The organism is Bacillus sp. FSL R5-0709 (assembly GCF_038004785.1).
Classification (GTDB): Bacteria; Bacillota; Bacilli; order Bacillales; family Bacillaceae_G; genus Bacillus_A; species Bacillus_A mycoides.
Genome location: NZ_JBBORT010000001.1, coordinates 3419587 through 3446258 on the forward strand (window position 1 = coordinate 3419587; position 26672 = coordinate 3446258).

34 protein-coding genes are annotated in these 26672 nt (G+C 34.2%); 9 read left to right on the forward strand and 25 right to left on the reverse strand.

Features of this window, described 5'->3' with window-relative positions; genetic code table 11:
* Positions 1-110 precede the first annotated feature (110 nt).
* Positions 111-260 carry a small acid-soluble spore protein O gene (gene sspO / locus MKX37_RS17400; RefSeq protein WP_002033549.1) on the forward strand — a complete coding sequence of 50 codons (150 nt, stop codon included), beginning with the start codon at positions 111-113 and terminating at the stop codon, positions 258-260.
* Between the two features lie 37 nt (positions 261-297).
* On the opposite strand, the gene pdaB is transcribed toward sspO, so the two are convergent.
* Complete coding sequence (gene pdaB, locus MKX37_RS17405) at positions 298-1023, reverse strand: polysaccharide deacetylase family sporulation protein PdaB (RefSeq protein WP_002066634.1); 726 nt, start codon at positions 1021-1023, stop codon at positions 298-300.
* Between the two features lie 46 nt (positions 1024-1069).
* Positions 1070-1333, reverse strand: a complete 264-nt coding sequence (locus tag MKX37_RS17410) for a hypothetical protein (protein ID WP_002014282.1) — start codon at positions 1331-1333, stop codon at positions 1070-1072.
* Positions 1334-1454: 121 nt separating this feature from the next.
* Between MKX37_RS17410 and MKX37_RS17415 the strand changes: the two genes are divergently transcribed.
* On the forward strand, positions 1455-1598 hold the full coding sequence (locus tag MKX37_RS17415) for a small acid-soluble spore protein P (RefSeq protein ID WP_002128508.1): 144 nt from the start codon (positions 1455-1457) through the stop codon (positions 1596-1598).
* A 125-nt stretch (positions 1599-1723) separates the two neighbouring features.
* Positions 1724-2110 carry an Hsp20/alpha crystallin family protein gene (locus MKX37_RS17420; RefSeq protein WP_002066632.1) on the forward strand — a complete coding sequence of 129 codons (387 nt, stop codon included), beginning with the start codon at positions 1724-1726 and terminating at the stop codon, positions 2108-2110.
* 51 nt (positions 2111-2161) lie between these two features.
* On the opposite strand, the gene MKX37_RS17425 is transcribed toward MKX37_RS17420, so the two are convergent.
* Entirely contained in the window at positions 2162-3400 is a 1239-nt protein-coding gene (locus tag MKX37_RS17425; RefSeq protein ID WP_002128510.1) for an MDR family MFS transporter, read from the reverse strand.
* 84 nt (positions 3401-3484) lie between these two features.
* Positions 3485-3877, reverse strand: a complete 393-nt coding sequence (locus MKX37_RS17430; RefSeq protein ID WP_002137716.1) for a hypothetical protein — start codon at positions 3875-3877, stop codon at positions 3485-3487.
* A gap of 133 nt (positions 3878-4010) precedes the next feature.
* On the opposite strand from MKX37_RS17430, the gene MKX37_RS17435 reads away from it, so the two are divergent.
* The gene (locus MKX37_RS17435) at positions 4011-5213 is read left to right on the forward strand and encodes an alanyl-tRNA editing protein (RefSeq protein WP_148312556.1); all 1203 of its coding nucleotides are present in this window, start codon (positions 4011-4013) and stop codon (positions 5211-5213) included.
* Positions 5214-5255: 42 nt separating this feature from the next.
* On the opposite strand, the gene MKX37_RS17440 is transcribed toward MKX37_RS17435, so the two are convergent.
* Complete coding sequence (locus tag MKX37_RS17440) at positions 5256-5699, reverse strand: NUDIX hydrolase (protein WP_002128512.1); 444 nt, start codon at positions 5697-5699, stop codon at positions 5256-5258.
* Between the two features lie 104 nt (positions 5700-5803).
* On the opposite strand from MKX37_RS17440, the gene MKX37_RS17445 reads away from it, so the two are divergent.
* Positions 5804-6385, forward strand: a complete 582-nt coding sequence (locus MKX37_RS17445) for a DUF6434 domain-containing protein (protein ID WP_002128513.1) — start codon at positions 5804-5806, stop codon at positions 6383-6385.
* 7 nt (positions 6386-6392) lie between these two features.
* Here MKX37_RS17445 and MKX37_RS17450 read toward each other — a convergent pair whose 3' ends face one another.
* The 6 genes from MKX37_RS17450 to MKX37_RS17480 form a co-directional block, all read right to left on the reverse strand.
* Complete coding sequence (locus tag MKX37_RS17450) at positions 6393-7490, reverse strand: acetyl-CoA C-acyltransferase (protein WP_002185170.1); 1098 nt, start codon at positions 7488-7490, stop codon at positions 6393-6395.
* Positions 7483-8946 (reverse strand): acyl-CoA synthetase, encoded by a 1464-nt coding sequence (locus MKX37_RS17455; RefSeq protein ID WP_078422177.1) that lies wholly within the window; start codon positions 8944-8946, stop codon positions 7483-7485. The genes MKX37_RS17450 and MKX37_RS17455 overlap by 8 nt, the downstream gene beginning before the upstream one ends.
* Positions 8947-9011: 65 nt before the next feature.
* Positions 9012-9587: a biotin transporter BioY gene (locus MKX37_RS17460; protein ID WP_002014265.1), complete on the reverse strand. Its 576-nt coding sequence runs from the start codon at positions 9585-9587 to the stop codon at positions 9012-9014.
* Positions 9588-9710: 123 nt separating this feature from the next.
* On the reverse strand, positions 9711-11324 hold the full coding sequence (locus MKX37_RS17465) for a long-chain fatty acid--CoA ligase (RefSeq protein WP_078422178.1): 1614 nt from the start codon (positions 11322-11324) through the stop codon (positions 9711-9713).
* 169 nt (positions 11325-11493) lie between these two features.
* On the reverse strand, positions 11494-12282 hold the full coding sequence (locus tag MKX37_RS17470; RefSeq protein WP_002185167.1) for a helix-turn-helix domain-containing protein: 789 nt from the start codon (positions 12280-12282) through the stop codon (positions 11494-11496).
* Positions 12283-12738: 456 nt separating this feature from the next.
* A complete protein-coding gene (locus tag MKX37_RS17480; RefSeq protein WP_002185166.1) occupies positions 12739-12942 on the reverse strand; it encodes a hypothetical protein in 204 nt (67 codons plus the stop codon).
* A gap of 152 nt (positions 12943-13094) precedes the next feature.
* Between MKX37_RS17480 and MKX37_RS17485 the strand changes: the two genes are divergently transcribed.
* Positions 13095-13907, forward strand: coding sequence for a GNAT family N-acetyltransferase (locus tag MKX37_RS17485; RefSeq protein ID WP_078422180.1), 813 nt, complete (start codon positions 13095-13097; stop codon positions 13905-13907).
* Positions 13908-14078: 171 nt separating this feature from the next.
* Positions 14079-14282 carry a CsbD family protein gene (locus tag MKX37_RS17490; protein WP_016120632.1) on the forward strand — a complete coding sequence of 68 codons (204 nt, stop codon included), beginning with the start codon at positions 14079-14081 and terminating at the stop codon, positions 14280-14282.
* 88 nt (positions 14283-14370) lie between these two features.
* Here MKX37_RS17490 and MKX37_RS17495 read toward each other — a convergent pair whose 3' ends face one another.
* From MKX37_RS17495 to MKX37_RS17550, 12 genes are all read right to left on the reverse strand, one after another.
* Positions 14371-15357 carry a HoxN/HupN/NixA family nickel/cobalt transporter gene (locus MKX37_RS17495; RefSeq protein ID WP_002128522.1) on the reverse strand — a complete coding sequence of 329 codons (987 nt, stop codon included), beginning with the start codon at positions 15355-15357 and terminating at the stop codon, positions 14371-14373.
* Positions 15344-15976 (reverse strand): AmiS/UreI family transporter, encoded by a 633-nt coding sequence (locus MKX37_RS17500; RefSeq protein ID WP_002087808.1) that lies wholly within the window; start codon positions 15974-15976, stop codon positions 15344-15346. Before MKX37_RS17500 ends, MKX37_RS17495 begins: the two co-directional genes overlap by 14 nt.
* A gap of 18 nt (positions 15977-15994) precedes the next feature.
* Positions 15995-16816 (reverse strand): urease accessory protein UreD, encoded by an 822-nt coding sequence (locus tag MKX37_RS17505; protein ID WP_002087810.1) that lies wholly within the window; start codon positions 16814-16816, stop codon positions 15995-15997.
* Positions 16813-17430, reverse strand: a complete 618-nt coding sequence (gene ureG / locus MKX37_RS17510; protein WP_000594929.1) for an urease accessory protein UreG — start codon at positions 17428-17430, stop codon at positions 16813-16815. Before ureG ends, MKX37_RS17505 begins: the two co-directional genes overlap by 4 nt.
* 14 nt (positions 17431-17444) lie before the next feature.
* The gene (locus MKX37_RS17515) at positions 17445-18143 is read right to left on the reverse strand and encodes an urease accessory protein UreF (RefSeq protein ID WP_002128524.1); all 699 of its coding nucleotides are present in this window, start codon (positions 18141-18143) and stop codon (positions 17445-17447) included.
* Positions 18121-18576 carry an urease accessory protein UreE gene (locus MKX37_RS17520; protein ID WP_000582803.1) on the reverse strand — a complete coding sequence of 152 codons (456 nt, stop codon included), beginning with the start codon at positions 18574-18576 and terminating at the stop codon, positions 18121-18123. The genes MKX37_RS17515 and MKX37_RS17520 overlap by 23 nt, the downstream gene beginning before the upstream one ends.
* Positions 18577-18594: 18 nt before the next feature.
* Positions 18595-20307, reverse strand: coding sequence for an urease subunit alpha (ureC, locus tag MKX37_RS17525; protein WP_002128526.1), 1713 nt, complete (start codon positions 20305-20307; stop codon positions 18595-18597).
* A gap of 1 nt (position 20308) precedes the next feature.
* Entirely contained in the window at positions 20309-20638 is a 330-nt protein-coding gene (locus MKX37_RS17530; RefSeq protein WP_002128527.1) for an urease subunit beta, read from the reverse strand.
* Between the two features lie 14 nt (positions 20639-20652).
* Positions 20653-20955, reverse strand: coding sequence for an urease subunit gamma (locus tag MKX37_RS17535; protein ID WP_001241327.1), 303 nt, complete (start codon positions 20953-20955; stop codon positions 20653-20655).
* 139 nt (positions 20956-21094) lie between these two features.
* Positions 21095-21346 (reverse strand): DUF2164 domain-containing protein, encoded by a 252-nt coding sequence (locus MKX37_RS17540; RefSeq protein WP_002087817.1) that lies wholly within the window; start codon positions 21344-21346, stop codon positions 21095-21097.
* A gap of 17 nt (positions 21347-21363) precedes the next feature.
* The gene (locus MKX37_RS17545; protein WP_002146292.1) at positions 21364-21816 is read right to left on the reverse strand and encodes a peptidoglycan recognition protein family protein; all 453 of its coding nucleotides are present in this window, start codon (positions 21814-21816) and stop codon (positions 21364-21366) included.
* A 15-nt stretch (positions 21817-21831) separates the two neighbouring features.
* Positions 21832-22635 (reverse strand): protein phosphatase 2C domain-containing protein, encoded by an 804-nt coding sequence (locus tag MKX37_RS17550; RefSeq protein WP_078422181.1) that lies wholly within the window; start codon positions 22633-22635, stop codon positions 21832-21834.
* Between the two features lie 143 nt (positions 22636-22778).
* Here MKX37_RS17550 and MKX37_RS17555 point away from each other — a divergent pair, with 143 nt between their 5' ends.
* Positions 22779-23588: a YitT family protein gene (locus MKX37_RS17555; protein ID WP_000251329.1), complete on the forward strand. Its 810-nt coding sequence runs from the start codon at positions 22779-22781 to the stop codon at positions 23586-23588.
* Between the two features lie 20 nt (positions 23589-23608).
* Here the strand turns inward: MKX37_RS17555 and MKX37_RS17560 are convergent, their stop codons facing one another.
* Positions 23609-23962 carry a glyoxalase gene (locus tag MKX37_RS17560; protein ID WP_078422182.1) on the reverse strand — a complete coding sequence of 118 codons (354 nt, stop codon included), beginning with the start codon at positions 23960-23962 and terminating at the stop codon, positions 23609-23611.
* Between the two features lie 236 nt (positions 23963-24198).
* On the opposite strand from MKX37_RS17560, the gene MKX37_RS17565 reads away from it, so the two are divergent.
* Positions 24199-25731: a BA3702 family sensor histidine kinase gene (locus MKX37_RS17565; protein WP_078178571.1), complete on the forward strand. Its 1533-nt coding sequence runs from the start codon at positions 24199-24201 to the stop codon at positions 25729-25731.
* Between the two features lie 136 nt (positions 25732-25867).
* Here the strand turns inward: MKX37_RS17565 and MKX37_RS17570 are convergent, their stop codons facing one another.
* The gene (locus MKX37_RS17570; protein ID WP_033729858.1) at positions 25868-26662 is read right to left on the reverse strand and encodes a phosphotransferase; all 795 of its coding nucleotides are present in this window, start codon (positions 26660-26662) and stop codon (positions 25868-25870) included.
* Positions 26663-26672 lie beyond the last annotated feature (10 nt).

Sequence of the window (26672 nt, forward strand, 5' to 3'; positions counted from 1 at the left end):
TAATACTATTACTATAAAGTAAAGCACTCTTTCAGTGTTTTACTTTACGTTCATATATGCTATGAACGACTCATGGTTCGTCTATAAAAAACATTATAGAGGTGAGAAAAATGGGTAAAAGAAAAGCCAATCATATTATTTCAGGAATGAATGCTGCATCCGCCCAAGGGCAAGGAACTGGCTATAATGAAGAGTTCGCAAATGAACCTTTAACTCCGGCAGAGCGACAAAATAATAAGAAACGAAAAAAGAATCAGTAACGAAAAATCCCAAAAGGTATACCTTTTGGGATTTTCTCTAATGTTTATAACGTAACAACTCCGAAACTGTTACAAATCGATAACCCTGCTTTTTCAGTTCAGGTAAAATTTTTGCTAATGCCGCCACTGTTTGACTACGATCACTTCCTCCATCGTGCAACAGTACAATATCTCCACTTTTAGCATTTTTCACAACATGATTTACTATGGATTCTGTACCCGGATTCGCCCAATCACGAGGGTCTTGATGCCATGACCATAGAACAATTTGATACCCAGCTTTTTTTGCCGTAGTAAATACAGCATCATTAATATATCCACCTGGCGGACGGAACAATAAAGGTTCTTTCACCCATTTTTCAAAATATTTCTTTCCATTTAAAATATCATGTTCTAATTTTTCATCTGATGAATTACTCGCATACAAATGATTCATCGTATGATTTCCGATTTCATGCCCTTCTTTCAACACTTGCTTTACTAAGTACGGATTACGCTGAACTCGAAAGCCAATCATAAAAAAAGTCGCTTCCGCTTTATATTGACGTAATAACTCTAATACTTGCGGTGTATAAGTTGGGTCCGGTCCATCATCAAATGTAATTGCGATAATTTTTTCATTATTTGGCACTTCCCATGTTACATAGCCAGTTGGCTCTAGCTCTTTTCTTAACAACATTTTAGCTTCCACTTTGTCCACTTGAAATATATGTACTGCACAAATTAAAGAAAAAATTGATAGAATAATTTTTCGTTTCAGCATAGTAGCACTAAAAGTAATGAGGTTGTTGAATTCACAACAACCTTTTTCACTTTTCTATTTGATCTACATTTCGCATAATATTTTGGAGATTACTTTCATATTGCTCAAGTTGTGGACGCTGCGTTTCTGATGCTACTTCAAGTGCATTTTGAATCTGTTCGTACGCCTCTTGTACTTCTTGGCGTAACTCTTTTAAATCATGGCCGTAATTCGGGTCATTTTTCACAATATTATTGAATATATTTTCCGCTTGAACAACCCCTTGCTGCGCGGCCTGAAAAGCCTGTTGCTTATCTTTATGATATGGCATAACACTTTCCCCTTCCTATATGAGTTAGTCCTACTTATCTTTACCCATTTCTCAAAAAACATTCTCGTATAAATTCGCAAACTTCTCTCATTCTAAATAGGGAGAGGAGGTGTAAAATACAATGGGTAAAAACAAGAATCAATCTAATCGTCAAAACGAGAAAAAAGGGCAATCTTCTGGACAGCCCGAGCCTTTAAGTGGATCTCATAAAGTTAAAAACCGTAATCATTCACGTCAAAAAAATCATGCACATCATGATATGTAAAGCAAAAGTATTCACACACACTGTATCTTTCACATAAAATGTTTATATTTTTCTATTTGTTCTTCACCTCTATTTCATTCATGCATAACATAGTATGAATTGAGATTTTACGGAGGGTGTCTTTCATGGGCAAGAAAAAGAAGGATTGTCTTTTTCATGTTGATGGTTTCGAAGAATGGATGGATCAATTTTGTTCCGATTCTTATAGTAACTTTAGTTTTCCAAATCAAATTCATATTGACCTTTGTGAAACAGAACAAGAATACATTTTGGAAACAGATGTACTAAATGTAACTGAACAAGATGTACTCATTAAAAAGATGGAGACAGGCCTAAACATTTGCATACTTCATAAAAATAATTCTTTACAGCGGATAATTCCTTTACCTGCTAATATTATTTATAAGAAGATGCTAGCCTGCTTAGAGAATGGATATTTAGCCATTCATATTTCCAAAAATGAAGTTGCCAACACGCATGAAGAGAAAGTCTTTTTTCGAATTAACGATTAATATAAATACAAACATAAGCCCCAGCAACCTTTTAGTTTGCTGGGGCTTATGTTATTTCGCATGTATTTCTATTTTAGAATTTCTAATATATCTTTTTTTCATTAAGCTTTTTGTAACTAATAGGACTGGAAATGCAGTGGTTGAAAAAACAGCTAATATAAAAAATACAATAAAGCCATTTTGATATCCATAATGATCGAGAAGTATCCCGCCAAACCAAGGACCAATTACTACTCCAATTCCCGAAAAGCCCATAGCTCCAAAATATGTCCCTTTCAAATGCGAAACAGCTATCTCATCAATAAATACATCTGTCATTGAAAACATTAATACTTCTCCGAATGTAAAAATAATTGTACATATAGCAGCCCCTAACATAGATTCTACTAGTCCAAATCCAAACAATCCCCCGCTCACAAATAACGTTCCAACCATAATAGATGCTAACGGCGTATACTTTTTACACATTTGAATAACAGGGTATTGAATAACTACTACTGTAACCGCATTTAAAGTTAGCATATATGAGAACAACTTTACTCCATCTTGAAATATATGTGCGTTTGCAAAATATTGAGATAGTGTCGTCGTTAAATGTGAAAAACCACTATTACTCAAAATGATTCCGACTAAAGCAACTAAAAATACTATGTCTTTTCGCAAAATCCGAACCGCACTTAACATTGTGACCGGATTTTCTGTAGTTACTTTCTTATTATCAAGTGGATATTTCTTAAATTGAAACGCTAATATAACTGTATATAAAATGTACACTCCAGCGGCTACTAAAAAAGGAATCGTTGATTTTGCACTTCCAATCTGTAATCCAACAAGTGGACCCATCGCTACTCCAACATTTATTGCACCGTAACGCAAATTATATACGAGTAAACGATACTCTGGTTTCGTTAAATCTGATAATAAAGCTCTTGATGTCGGTTCAAAAAAAGAACGACATAATCCATTCAAAGCGTTTAATAGAAAGAAACTCAAAACATGATCTGCAACTGAAAATCCTATAAATACAAACACCCAAACAATCATGGACCATATTATAATCATCTTTCGACCAAATCGATCCGATAAATTGCCTCCAATAAAACTAGCTAACACTCCAACAAGCGCACTCGTTCCAATGATAGCACCGGTCATTCCAGCCGATACGTCTTTAACAGTCGTTAAATAAATCGCTAAAAAAGGAATGCTCATTGAAGTTGCAAACCTAGCAAATAATGTCCCTATAATGATACTCATTCCAAGTGGATGAATATTTTGTAACTTCCCCTTCATCTTTAAACCTACTCTCCCTTTTCTTACATAAAAAAAGAAAGCAAAGGATCTGCTTTCTTTTTCCTTTTTCTATACTTGAGATGTTTATACCCGAGCTGTTCTCGTTATTTCCATATCAATTCCGTATGTAAACTGTAGTTCTTTACAAACATCTTTAATCAAAATAGCTACATTATACTTTTCATTAAATTCTAAAACAATGCTTTCTACTTCTTCATATGTATACTTATATTCGCCAGTAATTACACTTTTTAAATCAAAGCATTCATTAATACAAAGCTGGACGAGTAATTGTTCATACTTCTCTATGACATCTTCTTTTTTCCAAAGTAACTCCTTTACATATAACCGATCAAATTTCACACTTTCTCGATTACAATCCGTTAAAATCCGGGTCATCTCATTTAATTCTCGATATAATTCGGAAATATTTCTGCTTAAACTAAGCAACTTATCTACGCCGTTTTCATATGGCATTTTCATTCCCCCCCGCATTTTCTTCTTATTATAGCAAGAAAATTCTAAAAAAAGTTTCTTTCTTCTGAAATATTAGGAAACTAATTTCAATTGCTTTACAATGAAACTAGCTAACACGAAAGGGGAAAGAAAATTGGAGAAAAAATTATATTACATCGACGCTTATAAGAAAGACTTTACTACTAAAGTTATAAAACAAGAGCATGATACAGAAGGAAACTTATATGTTGTCTTAAATGAAACTGCATTTTATCCAACAGGCGGCGGACAACCACATGACACTGGAACTTTAAATGGTATTCCGGTAAGTAACGTTGAAGAAGTAAATGGAGAAATTCGTCATTTCATAATAGAACAATTACATACAGAAGAAGTAGAGGGTAAAATAGATTGGGAGCGCCGTTTTGACCATATGCAACAACATACGGCTCAGCACATTTTATCCGCTGCTTTTTGGGATCACTTTAACATACCGACGATCGGGTTCCATCTTGGAAAAGAAACTATAACCATTGATTTAGAAACTGCCAATCTTTCTACAGAAACTGTTGAGAAGGCCGCACAAATTGCTAATCAAATTGTTTTTGAAAACCACCCTATTCGTATTAAATGGATGAACTTAGAAGAGGCCAAAGCATTACCCCTTCGCAAAGAACCAACTATGACAGAAAATATACGCGTTGTTATTATCGCAAATTATGATTACAACGGCTGTGGCGGAACGCATCCGAAACACACTGGTGAAGTAGGTCCTATTCAAGTACTAGGATGGGAGCGCAATAAAGGTGGTATACGCTTAACATTTATAGCTGGTTGGCGTTCTCTTAAATTAATGGGACAACATCAACAAATATTAACCGATGTTTCTAAGCAATTGAACAGTAGCGAAACTGATATTCCAGCAAAAGTAGCACAACTTCTTACCTCTCAAAAAGAAAACGAAAAGGCAATACAAGCAATGAATGAAAAACTATTATTTGTAGAAGCAAATGAACTATTACAACAATCGGAAGAAATACATGCTGGAACACTTATCTCTCGAGCATTTACAAATCGCTCTATGCAAGAAGTCGCAAAACTAGCTGCCATTATTACAGAACAACAAGAACACGCAATTACATACTTCGTTATTGAAAATGAGGACAAATTACAATGTATTCTTGCTTGTGGTAAAGCAGTGACACTCGATATGAATGCTCTTTTAAAAGATGCCCTCCCTTCTATTGAAGGAAAAGGCGGAGGAAATAAAAAGAGTGCTCGTGGCGGTGGGAAAGCAATTATGAGTAGAGATGAGTTTTTAAATCAACTTGTTTCTTCTTTACAGTCAGCAGTGTAAAACATGTTTATGAAGGGTAGCTAACGGCTATCCTTCAATTATTTACAGGCCTATATTTTGTTTCAAGCCTTGATAACTCCCTGCACTTGCAAAACCTTCACTTATAAGAGTTATAAAAGTTTCCGAAAAACCATAATGACTTAAGTCTTTAATCACTACCATTTGTACATCATGAATTGGATTAAGATCAAATTCATTAGAAGGTAACGTAATTTCACCTTCAATCCTTTCAAGCAGAAACGTAATATGTAATAAAGATGGACTAGCATCTGGTTTATCACAAACATAGAGTAGCTTCTTAATTTTAACTTCTAATCCTGTTTCTTCTCTCATTTCTCGAATCATCGCTTCTTCTAACGTTTCACCATTCTCTACCCTTCCCCCAGGTAAAGACCAATTGCGATTAGCAACTTTTTGCTTTACTAGCAATACTTTTTCATCTTCAATTAAAATTCCCGTAACACGAACTTGCATTACACTTTCCATATGTAATCTCCTCTTCCCGTTATATTTACAAATTAATCCTTCCACAAAAAGAACATATGTTTTATAATTAAAGAAAATTATGGAAGAAAGAAGTTGTTACATCTATGCGTCCACCTTTAACAAAGTCTATATCACTTGAAGATTTCCAAAACTTTTATTGGTTAAAAGCAGAACTGCAAACATTTTGTCGTGAGCATGGTTTGTCAGCTAGTGGCTCTAAGATTGAAATAACCGAGCGTATCTCACATTATTTACATACTGGTAAAATATTAAAAAACAGCTCTAGTCAAAAGGTGAGTAAAGCTTCCCTCTCTTATAAAGAACTTTCTCTTCAAACGATTATTACTAACAATCACCGCTGTAGCGAAGATGTTCGTGCTTTTTTCAAAGAAAAAATCGGAGCAAACTTCCGCTTTACAGTAGCTCTTCAAAAATTTTTTAAAGAGAATGTTGGAAAAACATATGAAGACGCGATAACGTTTTGGTATGAAGAAAACGAACGAAAAAAAGATCCTACATACAAAACAACTATCAGCGCGCAGTTTGAATACAATCGTTTCACTCGCGACTTTTTCGAAGATCCAAATAACAAAGGGAAATCAAAAGCTGATGCTATCGCTGCTTGGAATGAAATAAAAGCAAAACCTGGTAGTAATGCTTATGTTCCTCAAAAAGTAGAAAACTAGTCCCTTTCTAGTTTTCTACTTTCTCAAATAATAGCGCAAGCCCTATTCCACCACCAATTCCTAACGTCGTAATTCCATATTTCATATGCTCTCTTTGTGCTTGATAAAACAAACGTGTCACAAGCATAGCTCCAGATGCACCGTACGGATGACCGAGCGCAATTGCTCCACCATTTACATTTAATTTTTCAAAAGGAATTTGTAACTCCTTTGCACAAGCAACAATTTTTGAAGCAAATGCTTCATTTATTTCAAAATAATCGATGTCCTCTACTTTCATATTCATTTCGTTTAATAATTTGTTCACCGCAAATATCGGACCAGTCCCTGGAAGATTTGGATCCACGCCAACTACAGCACTACGAACGAAACGAAGAACTGGCTTGTACCCTAATTTCTGTGCTTGCCCCTCTTCCATTACAAGAACAGCACATGCTCCATCATTTACACCGCACGAATTACCTGCTGTTACCGTTCCATTTTGTAAAAATACAGGTTTCGTTCTCTTAATCATTCTTTCATAATTCATTTCCCGCTTTATAGATTCATCTAATAATCCATTAAAATAATGAGGTAATATCTCTTCTTGTATATATCCTTTTTCTAATGCTTGCAGCGTTCTTTTATAGCTAAGACAAGCATATTCATCTTGTATCTCTTTTGTTATGTTATATTGCCCTGCAACATACTCAGCCGCCAATCCCATATCTGGATCCCCAATTGTTTCAGGTGAAAACCGCGCTCTATTTTGAAAAGGTGACGTACTTGTACTCTCTACGCCCCCAGCAATATAACAATTACCTGCATCCCCTTGAATAAAATGACACGCAGTACGAATTGCTTCCAATCCAGCTCCGCATTGCCGGTCAATCGTTACACCAGGTATATGATAACCAAGCCCAGCTTCTAAAGCAGATAATCTTGCAACATTACCTCCCGGTCCAACAACATTCCCTAATATAACATCGTCTATTTCTCTCTCAATTCCTTTACTTAAAAACGTAAGAAGTGGTGCTGCTAATTGCTGAACTTCATAATCTTTCAACATCCCGTTTTTTTTACCAATAGGTGTTCTTTTCGCTTCTACAATAACCGCCCTATTCATATATCTTCTCCCGGTTTTCAATCATACTTTTTGCTGCATTGCGAGCTATTTTCCCGCTATTTGTATAAGGTATTTCATCAACAAAGTACCATTCTTTCGGTATTTTAAAAGATGATAATCGTTGTAAGCAAAAACTTTTTAATTGTTGCTTTGTAGCACTTCCTTTTACGATAGCGACAGGCTTTTCACCCCAGTAACTATCTTCTACACCAACCACAACTATTTCTTCAACAGCTGGATGTGTCTGTAATACCCTTTCTATTTCTTCTGGGAAAATATTGATTCCTCCAAATAAAATCATATTCTTCTCTCTACCAACAATATATATAAAGCCTTCTTCATCTTGGTAGCCCACATCCTGCACTGTCATCCAGCCACTTTCGGACAATTGCGGGATTATAGCTCCATCCGATACATAGCCCATAAAGAATTGATCACTTTTCACATACACAGTTCCTATCTCACCTGTCTGTACTTCTTCTCCTGCTTCATTACATATTCGAACTTGTACATTATGACAAGGTTTCCCTACTGAATTCGGTTTTCTTTCACTCTCTTCATCAACCAATGCCGTTACAAAGCTTAGCTCAGACGCACCATAAAACTCATATCTTTTTGCATAAGGAAACACATTCTTCATCTTCTCTTTTGCTTCAGCTTCCCATTTGGCTCCTGACGAAATAATTTTCATTTCACTTTCAATTACTTTATTTTCTTTATACAAAGACTCAAGCATTGTAGGAACTGTATACATTACAGAAATATTCTCTATCCTTATACTAGATAGCACTTGAACTGGTACAAACTTTCTCATTATGTGTACCGTTTGCCCTAAAAACAATGCACTTATTGCCCCGTATAAGAAAAGAGAATGAACAAGCGTCCCAGCTATTAAAATAGAATTTTCCTTTTTCATATGAAAGTCATGTACATTACAATCAAAACTATGTACCCACGACTGTTGAGCACGTAAAAACGCTTTTTCTTTTCCAGTCGATCCTGATGTAAATCCCATATAAAAAGGAGCGTTTTGTACATTTTCTACAGAATGATATGCAGGAAGATAGTTCTCAATCATTTCTTTCCATTCTTCAATCTCAATAATCCTTCCTTCTTCGCACGATATATCACTAAGCCTATACTGCTCCGCCACAATAATATCCGGTTTACTAATCGCTATTCTTTCTTTAAGTTCATCTCGTTTCCATTTTATATCTAGTGGCACACAAACCCATCCAGCCATAGCGGAACCCGCAAATAGTTGTAAAAATTCCATACTATTCTCTAATAAAATTGCTATCGTTTTATTCTGCGATTCTTTTTCATTCAACCAGTTTGCTACTTTACACACTGACTCAAACCATTCTTTATATGTTAATACTCTATCATTTTCTTTAATCGCTATTTTATTTGGTTGTAAAGAGGCATACTTTTTATATTCTTTTGTAATCCCCATATGAGACGTCCTTTCTTTACAAAATAATAAAAAGAAACACGCAAGTAACGTGTTTCTCCTTTTTCTTACCCTGCATTTGTAATTTTTTTATTCTTCAAAGCAGGCGTAATAATATGTTTCAATGAGCGATGTAATCTTGTCACAAGAATCGCTGCTATAGTCGCCTTTATGCAATCACCTGGTAAAAATGCGACACTTACTTTCATCGTTTCCCATACGGAAATATCCATTACGAAAGCTTGGACAATGATACCAAATACATAAACTACGAAAATACCACCAATTATATTAATACATAATACCTTTATTATAGAAACTTCACGTAAACGCTCAATTAAATAACCAATGACAAACGCTCCAACGATATAACCAAGTAAATATCCTGCACTTGGCCCAACAAATACGCCTGGACCACCGCGTCCACCAGCAAGTAATGGTGCTCCAACTCCAACTATAAGTAAGAAAATAAGCTGACTTAACGCACCAAGACGTGATCCTAACAATCCACCAGCAAGCATAACACCGAGTGATTGTAATGTAATCGGAACTGGTGTAATAGCAAGAGCAATTGGGGGTATTAATCCTAACACTCCCATAATAGAACTAAATAAAGCGACGAAAACTAAGTTTTTTGTATTCATATTTGCTTCTCCTATTTGTAAACTTAAAATGTTTTTTAGGTAACATATTATAGGAGTTATATTATCTTTTCACTAGCTTTTTGTCAACTCGTTTTTAATATTGGTTTACAAATATAAATTCAATTATTTCTCTTTATGCAAATGCTCAAGTTCTTTTCGAAGTGCCTGTTTTAAAAACTTCCCAACAGATGTTTTCGGTATTTCTTCCATAAATACAATATCATCTGGTAACCACCACTTCGCAAACTGCGGTTTTAAAAACTCATATATTTCTTCTTTCGTAACCGTACTATTTTTCTTTTGAACAACGCAGGCAACTGGGCGTTCTTGCCACTGCGGATGAGGAATTGCAACGACAGCCGCTTCAAATATAGCATCATGTGCCATTAAAGCATTTTCAAGATCCACTGAAGAAATCCATTCTCCCCCGCTTTTAATAACATCCTTCGTACGATCAACAATTTTCACGCAGCCTTCCTCATCAACTGTAACAACATCACCAGTATATAACCAACCGTCTCGGAATCCTTCGACAGTACGATCATCGTTATAATAGCTTTCAGCGATCCAAGGTGCTCGTAAACATAACTCTCCCATCTCAGTACCATCCCACTTCACTTCACCGTTTGTACCGACTACTTTCATCTCTACACCAGGGACAAGATATCCTTGTTTTGAGCGGATTTCTAATTGCTCTTCATATGATAATTCTGTTTCATAACTTTTTAAACGTGCAAGTGTTACGAGTGGGCTTGTTTCAGTCATACCATATGCATGTACGAAAGGAACATTATATTTTTGCTCAAATGCTTTAATAACGCTTTTCGGTGCAGCTGCACCACCGCATAATATTCTCGTTATACTAGATAAATCGTAACTATTATTTTCTAACTCTTGTAATACACCGAGCCAAATTGTCGGCACACCTGCTGCTATCGTTACTTTTTCAGTTTGAATCATCTCTAATAAAATTTTCGGAGTAAACATTGGTCCTGGCAGAACTTGTTTAGTTCCAAACCAAGTAGCTGCAAAAGGAAGCCCCCAAGCATTCACATGGAACATCGGTACAATTGCCATAGCCGCATCACTTTCCGATAAAGCAGCTGTATCCGCTAAACCGAGTGCCATACAATGCAATACAGTACTACGATGCGTATATACAACACCTTTTGGGTTTCCTGTAGTCGCTGACGTATAACACATACCAGCAGGTGTATTTTCATCAATATCTTTTACAAATTGGAAAGTTGGATCGCCTTCTTCTAATAGCTTTTCATAATGATATACAGGTTCTAGCGTAGTATTGGGAAGTTCATCTTTATCAGTCATAATAATGTAGGCTTGTACAGTTGATAATTGTGATTGAATATTTTCAACAAGTGGTACGAGATCTTCATCTATAAGTAGAATTCGATCTTCTGCGTGCTGAATAATGTATGAAATATGTTGAGGAGATAAACGAATATTAATTGTGTGTAAAACGGAAGCAATACCAGGAATAGCAAAATACGCTTCCACATGTCGATGATGATTCCACGCTAACGTTCCTATACGCTCGCCTTCTTTAATTCCTAATTTTTTTAACGCACTAGAAAGCCTTCTCGTCCTTTCACCTAACTGCTTATACGTTAATGTCGTAACTGTGTCATGTGTCCGTGAAATAATTTCTTTCTTTGAAAACAGTTTTTCTGCTCTTTCCATCATAGAACTAATTGTTAGCGGTACATTCATCATCATATTGGTTATATCCCCCTTTAAAGCGTTTTCATTTCTGTATATTATAACAGACTTCTACAAATAATTACGATATTTATCTGTATTTTCTGAATTATTTCTTTGGAAATAATTCTAATAAATAAAAACCATGTTTTGAATACATACGATACAAAACATGGTTCTCTCCTATTTAAAAACTATCTACCTTTTTTCTTACTTTCTTTTTTAATTTAAAAATGACACGATTACTATATTCTTTATTTTCTACTAAAATCCGATACGTCTCTAACACTCCTAAAACACGAACAAAAAGATAAAACCCGATAGCAATAAGTACAACACAATAAGGATAATACTGCACGAGCTCTCCTGAAGTAATTCGTTTTTTCTCAAATAAAAATGGTATCGCTCCTGCTGCTATGAAACAAAGTCCAACAATTACTACTGCAGCATACTTCTTTTTAATAGTCGCATATCTTTTTGTCAATTCTTTTAAAAAGTTTGGATCAAATAGTAATTCTTCTTTTTTTAATACATTGTATCGACTCTCTTCTATAGTTACAGGTACCATCATTGCTCCAATTCCAAGGACAGCAATGATAATGACAAGGAATGTAGACATTGTTGCATTTTCTTTAAATAATAAATACGGTATTGTAGATAAAATAAGCAAGCTAAATCCTAATGCGATATATTTAGAAATTTTTTGCCCATACACTATATACCCTTCCGCCATTTCCTTACTTACATAATAACCATTTTCCTTTTCATTACTTTGCTCAGCAGTTTCTTTTAATAAGTAATCAAGAGATACTTCAAATACATTTCCAATCATTATTAGTTTTTCGGTTTCAGGAAAACCTTGACCATTTTCCCATTTGCTAACCGCTTGTCTTGTTGTGTTTAATTTCTCAGCTAACGCTTCTTGAGAAAGGCCTTTTTCCTTTCTTAATTTAAAAAGCTTCTCACCAAATTCCATATGTGTGTCCCCCTTTGTTTTCTTAATTAAATTGTAGGTCAACATTGCTCTTATCTCTATCTTCCTGTGGTTGCACTTTGTCAACTTACAGTTGCGATTGTGTTATATAGCGATTTTGTATACGATTTAGCTGTTTTTCTTCTATAATTATGGCGTTAATAAAATAATTACTCTAAATGACCAATTATAACAATTAAAGGGAATTATTGTTATAAAAAATAAAAAAACTCCTTTATTCATTTAAAGGAGTTTTCGTTATGAACCATTCTAAGATGACTACTTTTTCTTCTATATATTTTTCTGTTTCATGTAATGAATGATGAGCATCTCATACAGTATATGTTTTTATCTCTTTTTTTAAGGCGTACTCATATATATGTAAAATGTCACTTATATTAAATTAACTTAATGTAAGATCTTTCGTATACGACGTTTTATATTACCACTTCTTAACAATCATAGCGGCTTCTGCTTAAACTTTTCATAATTCCGTACCTTTAATGAAAGGATATTCCCGCAATCTGTACAAATATAAGCATCCACTGGTGAAGATGTGAACATCGTTTCCTTTTTCCGTATCTGTGCATAACCGATAAACTCACCTTCTCCTATGTTTTGAGAACCGCAATGAGAGCATGTCTGCACGTCTTCCTGTTTCATGAGAGCACCACCTTTAATCTGTTTCTACTCCCTTCGACAGTTCACTTCCATTTACCTTCCAAAAACCTTCTTATTCTCTTACATTTCAACAGGAATCTCAGAACAAACATCGTATATGTACTATGAAATATATTTATTGACGGAGGAATCGTATGAGTACAATTATGACAGTCAATACAGCACAAGAAATTGAGAACGCAGAAATACATATGCTTTCTTCTAGATTAGAGGCACTACAAGAAATAAGCGGAAATCCAATGCAAGTACAAATGAAAAAGTTCGAGAGTGCCACTGCCTTTTCATCAAAAATAATTGCTGGTCCTGCTTTTAATACAGTAAAGGGCATTATATTTACAAATACAGATGAGATAGATGAAATCATCGCTTATTATCAATCACTACAAATCCCTTGCCGTTTTGAAATTACACCGGCTCAAGGTACAACTGAATTATTTCAATACTTATCTCAAAAAGGTTTTTATCAATCTAGCTTCCATACCGCTTTATATAGTTTACCAAGAGAAGACTCATCGCTGCTGCCTTCTAACATTTCAGTACGCCAACTAAAAGAAAATGAATTTGATATTTTTGCAGACATATATGTACGTGGATTTAACATGCCATCCTTTACAAAAAATGGCGTTCGTCAAAATAATGAAATTCTTTACAATAAACCAGGATGGCATTTTTTCATAGCCGAAGTTCAAAACACTCCTGCTAGTATAGGGGTACTTTATATAAATAAAGGTGTTTCTTCATTAGCTGCTTCTGCTACTTTGCCAGAATTTCAACGTAAAGGTTGCCATACCGCATTAATTCAAAAACGAATTGAGACCGCTCTTGCATCCAATTGCAATTTAATAGTTGGACAAGCAAGATTCGGTAGCGGCAGTCAAAATAATATGGAACGTGCCCATATGAAAATTGCTTATACAAAATCAATATGGACTGCGAAAGACATATAATTAACTTTCTTTTTCTTTCCATTACGAATGTATACATTTTATGACAATTACCTTTCTATCCTGTTATTCATTTGAATATTCAAACTAAATTTGTTACGCTATTACTAGATACATCATTCAACTTGCAATATGAAAAGAGAATTCTACTCAAACTACAAGGAGGAGAAATGTATGACTAAACATGATCATGGTTTAAAAGAAAAAGTAGAAGGTGCTATTGATAAGGTAAAGGGTGAAGTAAAGGAAGTTGTCGGGAAAGTAACGGACAATAAAAAATTACAAGCCGAGGGAAAATGGGATAAAATGAAAGGCACTGCTAAAGATACGGTTGGTAATATAAAAGAAAAAGCACATGAATATAAGGAACATAAATAATAAAAAAACACGTTAGATGCATTTTCATCTAACGTGTTTTTTATTTCAGTTTATATACATAATTAACCAAATATCACACGGTATATTTTTATTTCTCTATACTCTTTGTAAGTGGTTCTTTAAATGCATTTCTATTCCATACAGCAAAAACAATAAGAGAAATAATAAAGAATACAACAAGACATATACCCAAATAATCAAAATTAACTACCTGAATGAGATTCCAAAACGGTCCCTGTAAATTATAGCTTTCAATAAGTAAAGATAATAGTTGATAACCCCCTATTAAAAAAGCCGTTATAACAGATATTGAGGTAATTAATACGTTATATGAATTTCTAATTCGACTATTTTCCATTGCCCACTTATAATTCGTATTCATGAATGTACTATCTAATGTATCCATCAACGACATTCCTGCAGCAAACAAAATGGGAAAAGCAAATATACTTACAAGCGGGATAGATTGACTTGTTGCAGTTACTGTAGAAAGAGCAATTAATCCGATTTCACTTGCTGTATCAAAACCAAGCCCAAATAAAAAACCGATCATATACAATTGCTTTTGACTATCAATAAACCTAAATAAGCGCTGCGTGAAACGATATATAAATCCTAAGTTTTCTGGTTGCTTATCCTCTTGGCTTCGTAACACTTTAATAAGGTACAACAGATTGGTAAGCCCAATAATAATAAGAAATGTACTAGAAACAATTGTGCCGATAATACCGCCTATAGTAGAAAAACTCTCCATTCCATGTTTTGCTGTTTTTCCAATTAAAGCAATTAATACGATCATCACAAATACTACAGTAGAGTGTCCTAATGAGAAGTAAAACCCCACCCCCTGTGAGTTTTTACCTTTTTCAATTAATTTCCGAACAGTATTATCAATTGCGACAATATGATCACTATCAAACGCATGACGCAATCCTAAAGAATATGCAATAATAGCCATTCCAATTATGCTATTGCCTTTATACAGTGCAGGTAATAATAAGAGAATTCCAAGCACATGAAGAAATATAATAATAACAAAAAAATTAGTTGCTTTTTTCAGTTCACTTTTCCACATAGTTACTAACCCTTTCTACTTTAGATTGAATACTCTTGAAAAAGAAAAGTGCCATAATAAAAACTACAATCGTTATAATAGTCACTAAAATAATTACAAAATCATTTAACATGCCTGTATGATTTGTAAGTGTTAACAGGGCTGGTATCGTTGCAGTAATCCAAGATTCAATGAAGCAAACAATCCCTACATAAATATGAATCTTCTTTTTCAACCCATCTTGCAGGAAAAATAAAAACCAAAGGAACGCCCAAAAGAACCAAATTATTGTACTTTGTAGACTTCCACTCTCATGTAATTGATTCGCTATTCCCATAACCGTTGCAATAATAGCAACCCAAAGAGAATAGTAACCTACACCTGAAGAATCAAGTTCTAATATATTCGTAAGGCCAACATATAAATAAGTAAAACCAAATAAAAAAATAGTTCCATTAGATAGGATAGTCCACTCATTAGATTGACTTCCTGTAAATAATAAATATAATGGTGTCAAAGTTTGTAATGCCCCTACAAATAAATTGAAGTACCCTACACTTTTGCTATCAATGAGTTTAAAAGCTGCTAGTGCATTCATAAATAGAACTGCACCGACAAATAATAATCCCACATTAGTCATAGTATCCCCTTCTCCTACTTAATATTTTCGATAGGATGTTAATTCTTCATGCAGACAATTCTCTCTAACAAAACGATGACACTGAAAAAATATAGACTCCATATCCTCTGTATTATGACTAAGTATGCGTATGACAAAGCCTTTACATGGCATAGAAGATATTCCAATCTTCATATTGTTAGTGTTAGAAAGCGAAGTTTTCAATGCTGCAATTAAATCATTTGTAATGTTCTCATTAATAACCATGAAAGTACCATAATGGGAATATTGATTTAATATTCCCATTTGATCTAACGACTCTTTGAAAGGGTTTAACAATAGATGATCGTAAACTACAAGTTTGTTTTCCATATATATTTTTGTTAGCGAATCAAAATACTGGTATGTGAACTTCTCCATATTTGGAGACCAACCAGGCGTAACTGAATCGCATAAAATCAATGTAGAATTATTTTGCATATATATATTTGTTTTTTGCTTATATGCTGCATCCTTGTACATAATCAACGGATCTGGTAAATACTCCATAACAGCATTTTCACCAATATAAACATTCAATTCTTGCAAAGCATAACTATTTGGAGTCTTGTAAACTTTCGTTGCTGATTGGCTTGTTATATATGTTTTCGCATCTTCATGAACATTTATATTTATAGAATAGAAGTCTCCTTTTAAATAACCTCCACCAGAATTCATGATATAGTAATATGCTCTACCATAATCGTCCAAATATATTGGCTGCGTTACTTTTAAGGCATCTTTATGATAAACCTTAATAGGTACCGTTTTATGTCTCTTTTCCATCACATCAATGTTTAAGACACCTGTAGGGGCTTTCATTTCTTCAATCCTTCTAACATGATGTTTTGTCGCATCCAATTTATTAATCCCTGTAAGCCTTCCTCATCCTTCAAATTTGTAAAAAAATATGGTTTATTATGTCGGTAATTTTTCGTATCCTGCTCCATAACTCCAAGATCAGCCCCTACATAAGGTGCCAAATCCGTTTTATTAATCACAAATACATCAGATTTGATCATTCCTTGTCCACCTTTACGAGGAATCTTTTCTCCTTGTGCTACATCAATAATATAAATTGAAAAATCCACTAGCTCTGGACTAAATGTGGCAGCTAAATTATCACCCCCACTTTCAATAAAAATAATATCTAAATTACTATGTCTAATCATGAGCTCTTCAATTGCTTCAAAATTCATAGAAGCATCCTCTCGAATTGCTGTATGTGGACACCCTCCTGTCTCTACACCAATAATTCTATCTTCTGGTAAAACACCCGTTTTCAATAAAATCTTTGCATCTTCTTTCGTATAAATATCGTTTGTAATTGCTGCAATTTCATAATCTGTATTTAAATATTTTGTTAACTTTTCAACTAACATTGTTTTCCCAGCACCTACGGGGCCACCAATACCAATTTTAATAGGTTTTATCATTTTATTTTCCCTCCCTATGACATGAAGACTCTTACATTTACATCTTCATGTTGCATTTGATTTATTTCGAATTCAGGATCATTCAATCCAAAATTCTCTAATGAAAGTATTTGAATTCTATCAATAGATTCACAGATCAATTCATGGCATTCTTGTAATAGTTTTTGACCATCTGTTTGTCCAAGAGGAATGGCTCTCACACCATTTTGAATTATGCTTCCAACACTTGAATATAAGAAAACTAAGAGCGTTTCTTCTATTGTCATTTTCAATTCCGCCCCTAATATTCCGTATACGATACTCGGATGACCTTGTAATTTATTACCCATAACATCTTCTTTGTATATATTTAAATTTGCAAATGAGAACAGTTCACACAATAGTTTAGAAGTACTTTTACTAATCATTCTATTTGCTCTTCTACATTCAAAAGGCAATGTTTGTGCTGTTATTAAATCATCTAAAAATGTAATTTGTTTTCCATCATTATTCTTAGTGGCTTCGTAAGTATATTTGCAAATTAAGCCGTCCGTGTGTGTTAATTGCACTTTTACATATCGATTAATCCATTTGAAAAATTCGCCTTTATTTGTAACTTGTCCCTCTTGAATAAATGTTTCTAATCCAAAAGAGTGACTAAAACTTCCTGTTGGGAAGTTCGAATCACTAATTTGGAGTAGGTTAAGTAGGTTAAATATGTTTGTGTGAAGCATGCTTGAACGGTTTGGGTAATACTCTATTTTCTTTTTGATAAGGAACACCTTCCTTTTTGAGTAAATCTTCTACTAAGTAGTCGTTCGCCAAAATCATACACCCTTCATCGAATTGTGCTGGCAAATGTCTATTTCCTAAGTTATGCGCAATAATTCCCATTTCTTTTATTGACGTTGGAGTAATTACAATTACCTCTTCTGGTAACACTTCAATATATACAATACGATGTTCATCTTCATATAAAATATCACCGTTCTTTAATGTTTCTCCATTATCTAAAGACACCCCAATTTCAAAACCAGATTCTGAATATAATTTCTGAACCCTCTTTAGTAAAAGCTCACTAGAAATCAATATTCTATCAAGATGCTTTTTTGTATTTGCAAAATCATTCATATTGCATACGTTGTTATTAATTTTTTCAATAATCATTTTATCTCCTCCGTTATATCAAAATAAAAAATATCTTTGAGCCATAGGTAATACATCTACTGCTTCACACGTAATAACTTGTCCATCAACTTTAACTTCATATGTCTGCGGATCTACTTCAATTTCTGGTGTTGCATTATTCAGCTTCATATCTTGCTTAGAAATCTCTCTCGTATTTCTAACAGGTAATACAACTTTATTTAAACCTAATTTTTCTTTAATATTATTCTCATAAGCTACTTTAGATACAAATGTAATCGAACTTGACTGTACCGCTTTTCCATATGCACCAAACATCTTTTTTTCATAATATGGTTGTGGTGTGGGGATCGAAGCATTCTCGTCTCCCATTAATGCCATCACTACCATCCCGTTTTTCAAAACCATATCTGGCTTAACACCGAAAAATTGTGGATCCCATATTACAAGGTCTGCATATTTCCCAGCTTCAATAGAGCCGACATATTCTGAAATCCCATGTGTAATAGCTGGATTAATTGTATACTTAGCTATATAGCGTTGAATTCTATTATTATCGTTATACTCTTTATCTCCCTCTAAACTACCAATCTGCTTTTTCATTTTATCGGCGGTTTGCCAATTGCGAATAATAACCTCTCCAACCCTTCCCATCGCCTGCGAGTCAGAGCTAATCATGCTGAAAACCCCTAAATCTTGCAAAATATCCTCTGCCGCAATTGTTTCTTTTCGAATCCTTGAATCCGCAAACATTACATCTTCTGGAATATTTGCTTTTAAATGATGACATACCATGAGCATATCTAAATGTTCATCCAACGTATTCACTGTATATGGCAAGGTCGGGTTCGTTGAAGAAGGTAAAATATTATTCAGTGCAGCAATCTTTATAATATCTGGTGCATGCCCACCACCAGCCCCTTCAGTGTGGTACGTATGAATAACACGATTATCAATAGCCTTTATCGTTTCTTCCACAAAACCACATTCATTTAACGTATCAGTATGAATAGCAACTTGAATATCATATTTATCAGCAATCTGTAACGAGTGATTAATTGCTGAAGAAGTCGCTCCCCAATCTTCATGAATTTTTAATCCAATAGCTCCTGCAAATATTTGTTCTTCCAGGGCAGGTAAACTTGAACTATTTCCTTTCCCTAAAAACCCAATATTTATAGGAAAAGCTTCTGCTGCCTCTAGCATTTTTCTTAAATTCCAAGATCCAGGCGTTATTGTAGTTGCCTTAGTACCCTCTGCCGGTCCTGTTCCTCCACCAATTAAAGTTGTTATACCTGAAGCTAATGCTGTATCAATTTGTTGTGGGGATATGAAATGCACGTGTGTATCAATACCTCCAGCTGTAACGATTTTTCGTTCGCCAGAAATTACTTCCGTTGATGTTCCAATGATGATATCAATATTATCCATAACTGAAGGATTACCACTCTTACCAATTGCTGAAATCTTTCCATCTTTTATACCAATATCCGCTTTATATACTCCTGTATAATCAATAATAATTGCATTCGTAATAACAACATCCACAACACCCTGTTCCCTTGTAAGTTGCGAATTTTGTCCCATACCATCCCTAATTGATTTTCCTCCACCAAAGACAGCTTCATCACCATATACGGTGTAATTTCGATCAATATGTGCGAATAATTGTGTATCCGCTAAACGAATAGAATCTCCTGTAGTTGGACCATATAAATCAGCATATTGTTTACGTGACATCTTAAAACTCATGCTATCTCCCTCTTTTTTTATAAGATTCAATATCGCCATCCACTTTATTTTTAAATCCATATACTTCTTGCTTCCCTGAGTACGGAACTAATTCAATCGTTTTTTCATCCCCAGGCTCGAATCTTACCGCTGTACCCGCTGGAATATTTAAATGTTGTCCAATTGCTACACTACGATTGAACTTTAACGCCTCATTCACTTCATAAAAGTGGTAATGGGATCCAATTTGAATCGGTCTATCTCCCTGATTTAACACCTTAACTTTCGTTTCTTTTTTATTTCCATTACATACTATGTCTTCTTTCGCAAGGATATATTGCCCTGGAATCATAACATTCACTTCCTTTAATGAATTGGTTGATGAATAGTTACTAATTTTGTTCCATCAGGAAAAGTTGCCTCAACTTGAATATCTGATATCATGTCTGCAATACCATCCATAACATCTTCAGCACTTAAAATATTTTTTCCAAGCTCCATTAATTCCGCTACATTTTTACCATCTCTTGCTCCTTCCAAAATTTCATACGTAATAATAGCGATACTTTCTGGATAGTTTAACTTAAGCCCTCTCTCCTTTCGTCGATAAGCTAAATCAGCCGCAACAACTACCAGCAGTTTATCAATTTCTCTTGGAGTTAATCTCATTACAATCTTCCTTTCTAAAATATTTTAAAACTAAGAATATTCTAAAAACAAAAGATGTACTTCCAATGTCCTTTCCGTGTTTTCTCCATGTTTTTTTCTGCTAATCAAATAAAAAAAGACTAGAATTTCTAGTCTTTTTTTATTTCCCTTCATTCTTCTCTAACACATACAAGTCTTCTTCAATATTCGTTAATTTCTCACTTACAAGCTTTCTTGCATCTCCAATTGCTTGATTGTATGCAAATGGTCCAACTAATTTAATCATTTCCTCTATTAAACGTTCTGCTTGGAAACGTCCAATTTCATCTAAATCTTCTTCAACGAAAAATTGCTGAATTTGTGCTACAAGCTCTTCTTTTTTATCAGTCGGTATTTTTATGTTCATCATCATGAGTTACTCCTCTATATTTAAGATAATACTTTTCTTAACTCTACCATAGAAAAGCGATTTCCTGGACAAGTTTTTGTAACCCCTTCTAACTCCCTATGGCCGAGTATATTCCCTTTCTCTATGGCAAACTGCTTCATAAACATTTTACATAAAGAATATAATGAATTCATTTGTGCAGTAGTTGGATCATATTTATCAAAATTTCCCGTCATACATATTCCAATTGTATTACTATTATTATCTTTCGCATGTGCTCCAATATGTAAACCTCGTCCTTCGACTACAGTTCCATCTTCTTCAATAAAATAATTGTAACCAATCCCGCTCCATCCTCTTACCTTTTGATGAAATTCGTGAGTTTTATACACATCCCAGCCATCTTCTGACGTATGGTGGATAATCAGTTTATTTACTTTTTCTAAAGGAACTAACTCATTTTGAAACGTTAAATTTGCACATTTAATTTCCATATGAACATCCTCCTCTTACAAATCGATCATAATAACTGTTTTATCATCTGGTCTTATTCTATTTTCTCCTTCTAACCTTTCAATGATTGCTACATATTCTTTTATACTATTCATTCTTATATATGCTACAGTTTGTTCTAACGACCATTCTGGGTGAAACAATCCGTCTGAACAAATAAAAATCCCACTTACTTCAGCTACCTGTAATTCACCATATTGTAAATAATCCATAGCTTCTTTCATCCCATTTGCAACTGAATAGCCGTTTGGCATATTTGCAAGATAGCGATTGTATTTTAACTGCTCCCGAACATCTTGAAAAACGTGTTCTTCCGGGACTGGTAATCCTTTTTTACGATCCTCTTCCCTCTTCTTTTTTGCGCGTTTACTAATTCCCTTAACTGTATCTTTCGTTAATACTCTTATCGCTCCATCCTGAAGTATTGCAACGATCATACAATCACCTAATTGTGCATATTCAAGTTTATCGCCTTCTATTTGAACTGCTGCAATACATGTACACCACAGATGGTCTTTTTTTCTCGTATCAACCTTGTACTCTAGCATCTTGTTTTGCAATAATTCATTCGCCTTTGCAACTTCACCTTGTAAACTATTGATCTCTCGTAGCGAAGTAAAATGACTTGCAAATAAATGTGAAGCGATGTATGCTCCATTATGTCCTTCTTCATCACAAAATGGAACTAACGGTGTTGCTCCATCGCATACACCGTAAATCATTTTATCTTCATTACAAAAAAATGAATCCTCACACTCTTGTTTTAAAGGACTCTTCTGTTGATACGTCGCTATCTTCATATCTGTATCCCCTCCCAATTTATCAAACACTCGAACTATTTAGATTAATCTAATTTTCCAAAATAAACTGTTTTCCCAAAAAACTTTCAATTTCATATATAATCTTGAAATAATATGATTATTTAGTGAAGGACGGGAAAGAGATGGTCAGATTTCTTGGTGTTATTTTTGGTTCTATTATTATCGCAATTGCCTTTAATCTTTTCCTTATCCCCCATAAAATTTTAAGTAGTGGAATTGGCGGAATTGCTATTATTTTAGGGATTGTAACCCCTGTAAACACAGGTATTATTAACTTTGTATTGAACTTACCTATCCTTATTTTAGGATACATAGGTCTTGGAAAAAAAGTAATTTTTAACACGGTTGTTTCTGTAATTGTATTATCTGTTGCATTATACTATGTTCCAGTAAAAGTCGTAGCAACAGATCCACTTTTATCATCTGTATTTGGCGGTGTCATCGCCGGAGCTGGTATTGGTCTTGTCTTTAACTGCCATGGTTCAACTGGTGGATTTGATATTATCGGTATGTTGTTATCTCGTAAGCGAGATATTAAACTTGGTGGATTCCTTATTGCATTAAATACTGTTGTTGTTGTCATTGCAGGATTTTTCTTCACTTGGGATGTTGCCCTTACAAGCTTACTTTCAATTTATGTAACTGGTAAAGTAATTGATGCCGTTCATACGAAACATCGTAAAGTTACACTTATGATTGTAACAAATCAAGCAGAAGAAATGAAAAAAAAGCTTCTTTCAACTGTAGTACGTGGAATTACGTTACTTGATGGTGAAGGTGCTTATTCAAACGAGAAAAAACGTGTACTTATGACAGTCGTTTCACGTGAAGAATTAGCAAGTATGAAACTAACGATTTCGGAAATTGATCCTCATGCATTCGTTAATATTACGGAGACTGTTGAAGTATTAGGATTGTTTAGAAAAGTGTAAAAAACTAGGTGGACCTTCACCTAGTTTTTATTTTCCATAAATTCAATTCGATTTCCAAACGGATCTGACACGTAAAATCTGATTATATCTGGTCGCGCATGATCATCTATTACTTCAACATCTTGCTTTATTAACTCTTGTTTAAATTCATCAATTTTTAAAACATAAAAAGCTGGATTAAAGTTTTGCTCAACTCCGATATGAATCTCTTGATTTCCACACTTAAACCAACACCCACCACGCTTCTTTAATTCCTCCGGCTTTGGAATTTCCTCCATTCCAATTTTATTACCATAAAATTCTCGCGCTTCTTCTTCACATCCTACGGGCGCAGCTACTTGTACATGATCAATTCCTTGAATATAATTTTTCATATTCCTTCCCCCTCTTCTAGTCTAATCGTATAACGAAAACACATTCATGTAACTTACAGAAAATTAATTAAGCAATATAAGATTCTCTTATTACTACCTTTTATACCTTCCACTAATAATAAAAAAAGAAAATTTATTCTGTAATTTCCATTTTTTATAGAAATAAACGTCACACCTATATTATAGTTATTAATAGATCCATCTTTTTTAGATGCTAATTGTACGGAGGAAATATTATGAGTCGTAAAAAATATTCATCTACTCAAAAAAAGCGTCATCCGAACGTATCTGGACGCCTGCGAAACCATATACAAAATCGTTCTTTAGCAGAAATGTATGCATCTCTTTTTGAACATAACCCTGATAGTATTATTTCATTGAATTTAGAAGGAGTTATTTTACATATTAACCCCTCTGCGGAAAGAATATTAGGTTATACTTCTAACGAATTAGAGCGAAAAACAATCACTTCTATTTTAGAAGCACATATTTCTGATCAAGTGCTACAATACATAAAAAATGCTGCAGCTGACAATCAAAAAGAGTATATCGTCTCTATTTATCATAAAGACGGATATTTACTAGATGTCGTAACAAAATTAGTTCCTATTTTTGTTAAAAACCGTTTAACAGGTGTATACGCCATTATGAAACCCCTTGAAAAATCAGAAAGAATTGAGAAAGTATTACAAGAGAGTGAGAAACGATTACGCACATTAATGAATTCAATGCCTGCATTTGTTATTTTTAAGGATCATGAAGGACGCTGGCTTGAAGCGAATGACTATGCGCTTTCTTGTTTCAATTTCCATAACGTTCCTTATCATGGAAAAAAAGATAATGAACTCATTCAATATAACGAAGCATACCGCGAATCTTTTTTGCATTGTGAAGAAGTCGATGAACTAACATGGCAAAAAGGACAAATTCTTCACGGAGAGGAATTTATTATACATAGAAATGATTTCGACTTAGTTTTAAGCATTTCAAAAGTCCCACTCTTCCATCCTGATGGCTCACGCAAAGGTCTTATAGTGATGGGAAGAGACGTTACCGAACTAAAAGAAACTGAAAAGTTATTACGGAAATCCGAAAAACTTGCAGTAGTAGGACAACTGACAGCCGGAATTGCCCATGAAATTAGAAACCCGCTCACTTCATTAAAAGGATTTTTAACGTTATTACATCCAGAAATAAATGAGGAAAATAAATGGTATGTGGACGTTATGTTGAGTGAGATTTCACAAATGGAATCTATAACAAGCCAATTTATGGCGATGTCTAAACCACAAGTGTTATCTATTCATACATGCAACGTACAAACATTAATTGAAGAAGTTGTAACTTTTATTTTACCAACAGCAGTTATGCATAGCGTTCATATCATCATGGATCATTTCGATTATATTTCTGACATTCAATGTGACAGTAATCAATTAAAACAAGTTTTGATTAACATATTAAAAAATGCAATCGAGGCGATGCCTGCTGGTGGTAACATATTCATTCAAACAGCTTCGTTAGAAAATGATTTTGTTTCAATACGCATTATGGATGAAGGTTGTGGGATTCCTGAAGAGCGCATGGCTCGTCTTGGCGAACCTTTTTATAGCTTGAAAGAAAAAGGAACTGGCCTTGGCTTAATGATGTGCTATAAAATCATTCAAGAGCATCACGGAAAATTATTCATTTCCAGTGAATTAAACATAGGAACAACTGTCGATATCCAATTACCGATTGCTACAGCTCAGCCTGTAACAAACTCTTAACTATGCTACATTAATATAGTAAAAGACATCTGTTATAAGTAGTCGGGTTATTGTGGAAAACATCTACACTAATACGTTAAAAAGCTCAAAGTCCCTATATGACTCTGAGCTTTATTTTTGTATACGATTTATTTTATTAAATCCACTCTTTTCCATGTTTACGAATAAACTGAATATCATTTTCATAATGTTCAAGATGCCCTTCATCTATCATCTTTTGGAAGTTCATATCGCCTTCTAGTGCTTTTCTTTTCATGTATTTACATAATCCTTCTAATCGTAGAAGTACCATCTCCAAATAATCCTCGGCGATGCCATCACTTTTATAGGACTCAAAAAACAATTTAACTCTTTGCTTTATGCGGTCTGCATGCTGTAATGAATTATAATAAACCGCCGCACCTGTTTCCTTATAATAAACTCTACTTAATGGGACACAAGTGTAAAGAGTATAGGCTATGTCCCAAAGTCTTGGTCCAGGACCAGCAACATCAAAATCAATAATACCTACTGGTTTTTCGTTATTAAAAATAATGTTGTATATTGCAAAATCATTGTGGCATACAACCTCTATTTTATTTGGAGTATTATCCATCGGTTTCCAATCATCTGATAACGGGAAATCACTCACAGCATCATGATAAAGACGGAGCATCTTCGCTATTTCTTTTAAAACATCATTAGACCACATGTACTCTTTTAAAGGGTAATTACCAGCTTCTCCTTCAATAAATGATAATATCTCTCTATCTTTATCATCAATACCTAAAAACTTTGGTGCATAACTAAAACCTTTGTTTTCCAAATGGTTTAATAGCTTATGAATTCGGGTACTGCCTTTCTTTAATTCTCGTCGAACAGTATCTTCCGAACGATATACGTTTGAGACATTCCCTCCCGTTAGCATTTCTTCATTTTCGTAGTTTGACATCTAATAGTCC

Excerpts from the sequence above, each read along its gene's own strand:
- sspO (WP_002033549.1), top strand. The coding sequence starts at position 111 with ATGGGTAAAAGAAAAGCCAATCATATTATTTCAGGAATGAATGCTGCA.
- pdaB (WP_002066634.1), bottom strand. The coding sequence starts at position 1,023 with ATGCTGAAACGAAAAATTATTCTATCAATTTTTTCTTTAATTTGTGCA.
- MKX37_RS17410 (WP_002014282.1), bottom strand. The coding sequence starts at position 1,333 with ATGCCATATCATAAAGATAAGCAACAGGCTTTTCAGGCCGCGCAGCAA.
- MKX37_RS17415 (WP_002128508.1), top strand. The coding sequence starts at position 1,455 with ATGGGTAAAAACAAGAATCAATCTAATCGTCAAAACGAGAAAAAAGGG.
- MKX37_RS17420 (WP_002066632.1), top strand. The coding sequence starts at position 1,724 with ATGGGCAAGAAAAAGAAGGATTGTCTTTTTCATGTTGATGGTTTCGAA.
- MKX37_RS17425 (WP_002128510.1), bottom strand. The coding sequence starts at position 3,400 with ATGAAGGGGAAGTTACAAAATATTCATCCACTTGGAATGAGTATCATT.
- MKX37_RS17430 (WP_002137716.1), bottom strand. The coding sequence starts at position 3,877 with ATGCCATATGAAAACGGCGTAGATAAGTTGCTTAGTTTAAGCAGAAAT.
- MKX37_RS17440 (WP_002128512.1), bottom strand. The coding sequence starts at position 5,699 with ATGGAAAGTGTAATGCAAGTTCGTGTTACGGGAATTTTAATTGAAGAT.
- MKX37_RS17445 (WP_002128513.1), top strand. The coding sequence starts at position 5,804 with ATGCGTCCACCTTTAACAAAGTCTATATCACTTGAAGATTTCCAAAAC.
- MKX37_RS17450 (WP_002185170.1), bottom strand. The coding sequence starts at position 7,490 with ATGAATAGGGCGGTTATTGTAGAAGCGAAAAGAACACCTATTGGTAAA.
- MKX37_RS17455 (WP_078422177.1), bottom strand. The coding sequence starts at position 8,946 with ATGGGGATTACAAAAGAATATAAAAAGTATGCCTCTTTACAACCAAAT.
- MKX37_RS17460 (WP_002014265.1), bottom strand. The coding sequence starts at position 9,587 with ATGAATACAAAAAACTTAGTTTTCGTCGCTTTATTTAGTTCTATTATG.
- MKX37_RS17465 (WP_078422178.1), bottom strand. The coding sequence starts at position 11,324 with ATGATGATGAATGTACCGCTAACAATTAGTTCTATGATGGAAAGAGCA.
- MKX37_RS17470 (WP_002185167.1), bottom strand. The coding sequence starts at position 12,282 with ATGGAATTTGGTGAGAAGCTTTTTAAATTAAGAAAGGAAAAAGGCCTT.
- MKX37_RS17480 (WP_002185166.1), bottom strand. The coding sequence starts at position 12,942 with ATGAAACAGGAAGACGTGCAGACATGCTCTCATTGCGGTTCTCAAAAC.
- MKX37_RS17485 (WP_078422180.1), top strand. The coding sequence starts at position 13,095 with ATGAGTACAATTATGACAGTCAATACAGCACAAGAAATTGAGAACGCA.
- MKX37_RS17490 (WP_016120632.1), top strand. The coding sequence starts at position 14,079 with ATGACTAAACATGATCATGGTTTAAAAGAAAAAGTAGAAGGTGCTATT.
- MKX37_RS17495 (WP_002128522.1), bottom strand. The coding sequence starts at position 15,357 with ATGTGGAAAAGTGAACTGAAAAAAGCAACTAATTTTTTTGTTATTATT.
- MKX37_RS17500 (WP_002087808.1), bottom strand. The coding sequence starts at position 15,976 with ATGACTAATGTGGGATTATTATTTGTCGGTGCAGTTCTATTTATGAAT.
- MKX37_RS17505 (WP_002087810.1), bottom strand. The coding sequence starts at position 16,816 with ATGAAAGCCCCTACAGGTGTCTTAAACATTGATGTGATGGAAAAGAGA.
- ureG (WP_000594929.1), bottom strand. The coding sequence starts at position 17,430 with ATGATAAAACCTATTAAAATTGGTATTGGTGGCCCCGTAGGTGCTGGG.
- MKX37_RS17515 (WP_002128524.1), bottom strand. The coding sequence starts at position 18,143 with ATGCTTCACACAAACATATTTAACCTACTTAACCTACTCCAAATTAGT.
- MKX37_RS17520 (WP_000582803.1), bottom strand. The coding sequence starts at position 18,576 with ATGATTATTGAAAAAATTAATAACAACGTATGCAATATGAATGATTTT.
- ureC (WP_002128526.1), bottom strand. The coding sequence starts at position 20,307 with ATGAGTTTTAAGATGTCACGTAAACAATATGCTGATTTATATGGTCCA.
- MKX37_RS17530 (WP_002128527.1), bottom strand. The coding sequence starts at position 20,638 with ATGATTCCAGGGCAATATATCCTTGCGAAAGAAGACATAGTATGTAAT.
- MKX37_RS17535 (WP_001241327.1), bottom strand. The coding sequence starts at position 20,955 with ATGAGATTAACTCCAAGAGAAATTGATAAACTGCTGGTAGTTGTTGCG.
- MKX37_RS17540 (WP_002087817.1), bottom strand. The coding sequence starts at position 21,346 with ATGATGATGAACATAAAAATACCGACTGATAAAAAAGAAGAGCTTGTA.
- MKX37_RS17545 (WP_002146292.1), bottom strand. The coding sequence starts at position 21,816 with ATGGAAATTAAATGTGCAAATTTAACGTTTCAAAATGAGTTAGTTCCT.
- MKX37_RS17550 (WP_078422181.1), bottom strand. The coding sequence starts at position 22,635 with ATGAAGATAGCGACGTATCAACAGAAGAGTCCTTTAAAACAAGAGTGT.
- MKX37_RS17555 (WP_000251329.1), top strand. The coding sequence starts at position 22,779 with ATGGTCAGATTTCTTGGTGTTATTTTTGGTTCTATTATTATCGCAATT.
- MKX37_RS17560 (WP_078422182.1), bottom strand. The coding sequence starts at position 23,962 with ATGAAAAATTATATTCAAGGAATTGATCATGTACAAGTAGCTGCGCCC.
- MKX37_RS17565 (WP_078178571.1), top strand. The coding sequence starts at position 24,199 with ATGAGTCGTAAAAAATATTCATCTACTCAAAAAAAGCGTCATCCGAAC.
- MKX37_RS17570 (WP_033729858.1), bottom strand. The coding sequence starts at position 26,662 with ATGTCAAACTACGAAAATGAAGAAATGCTAACGGGAGGGAATGTCTCA.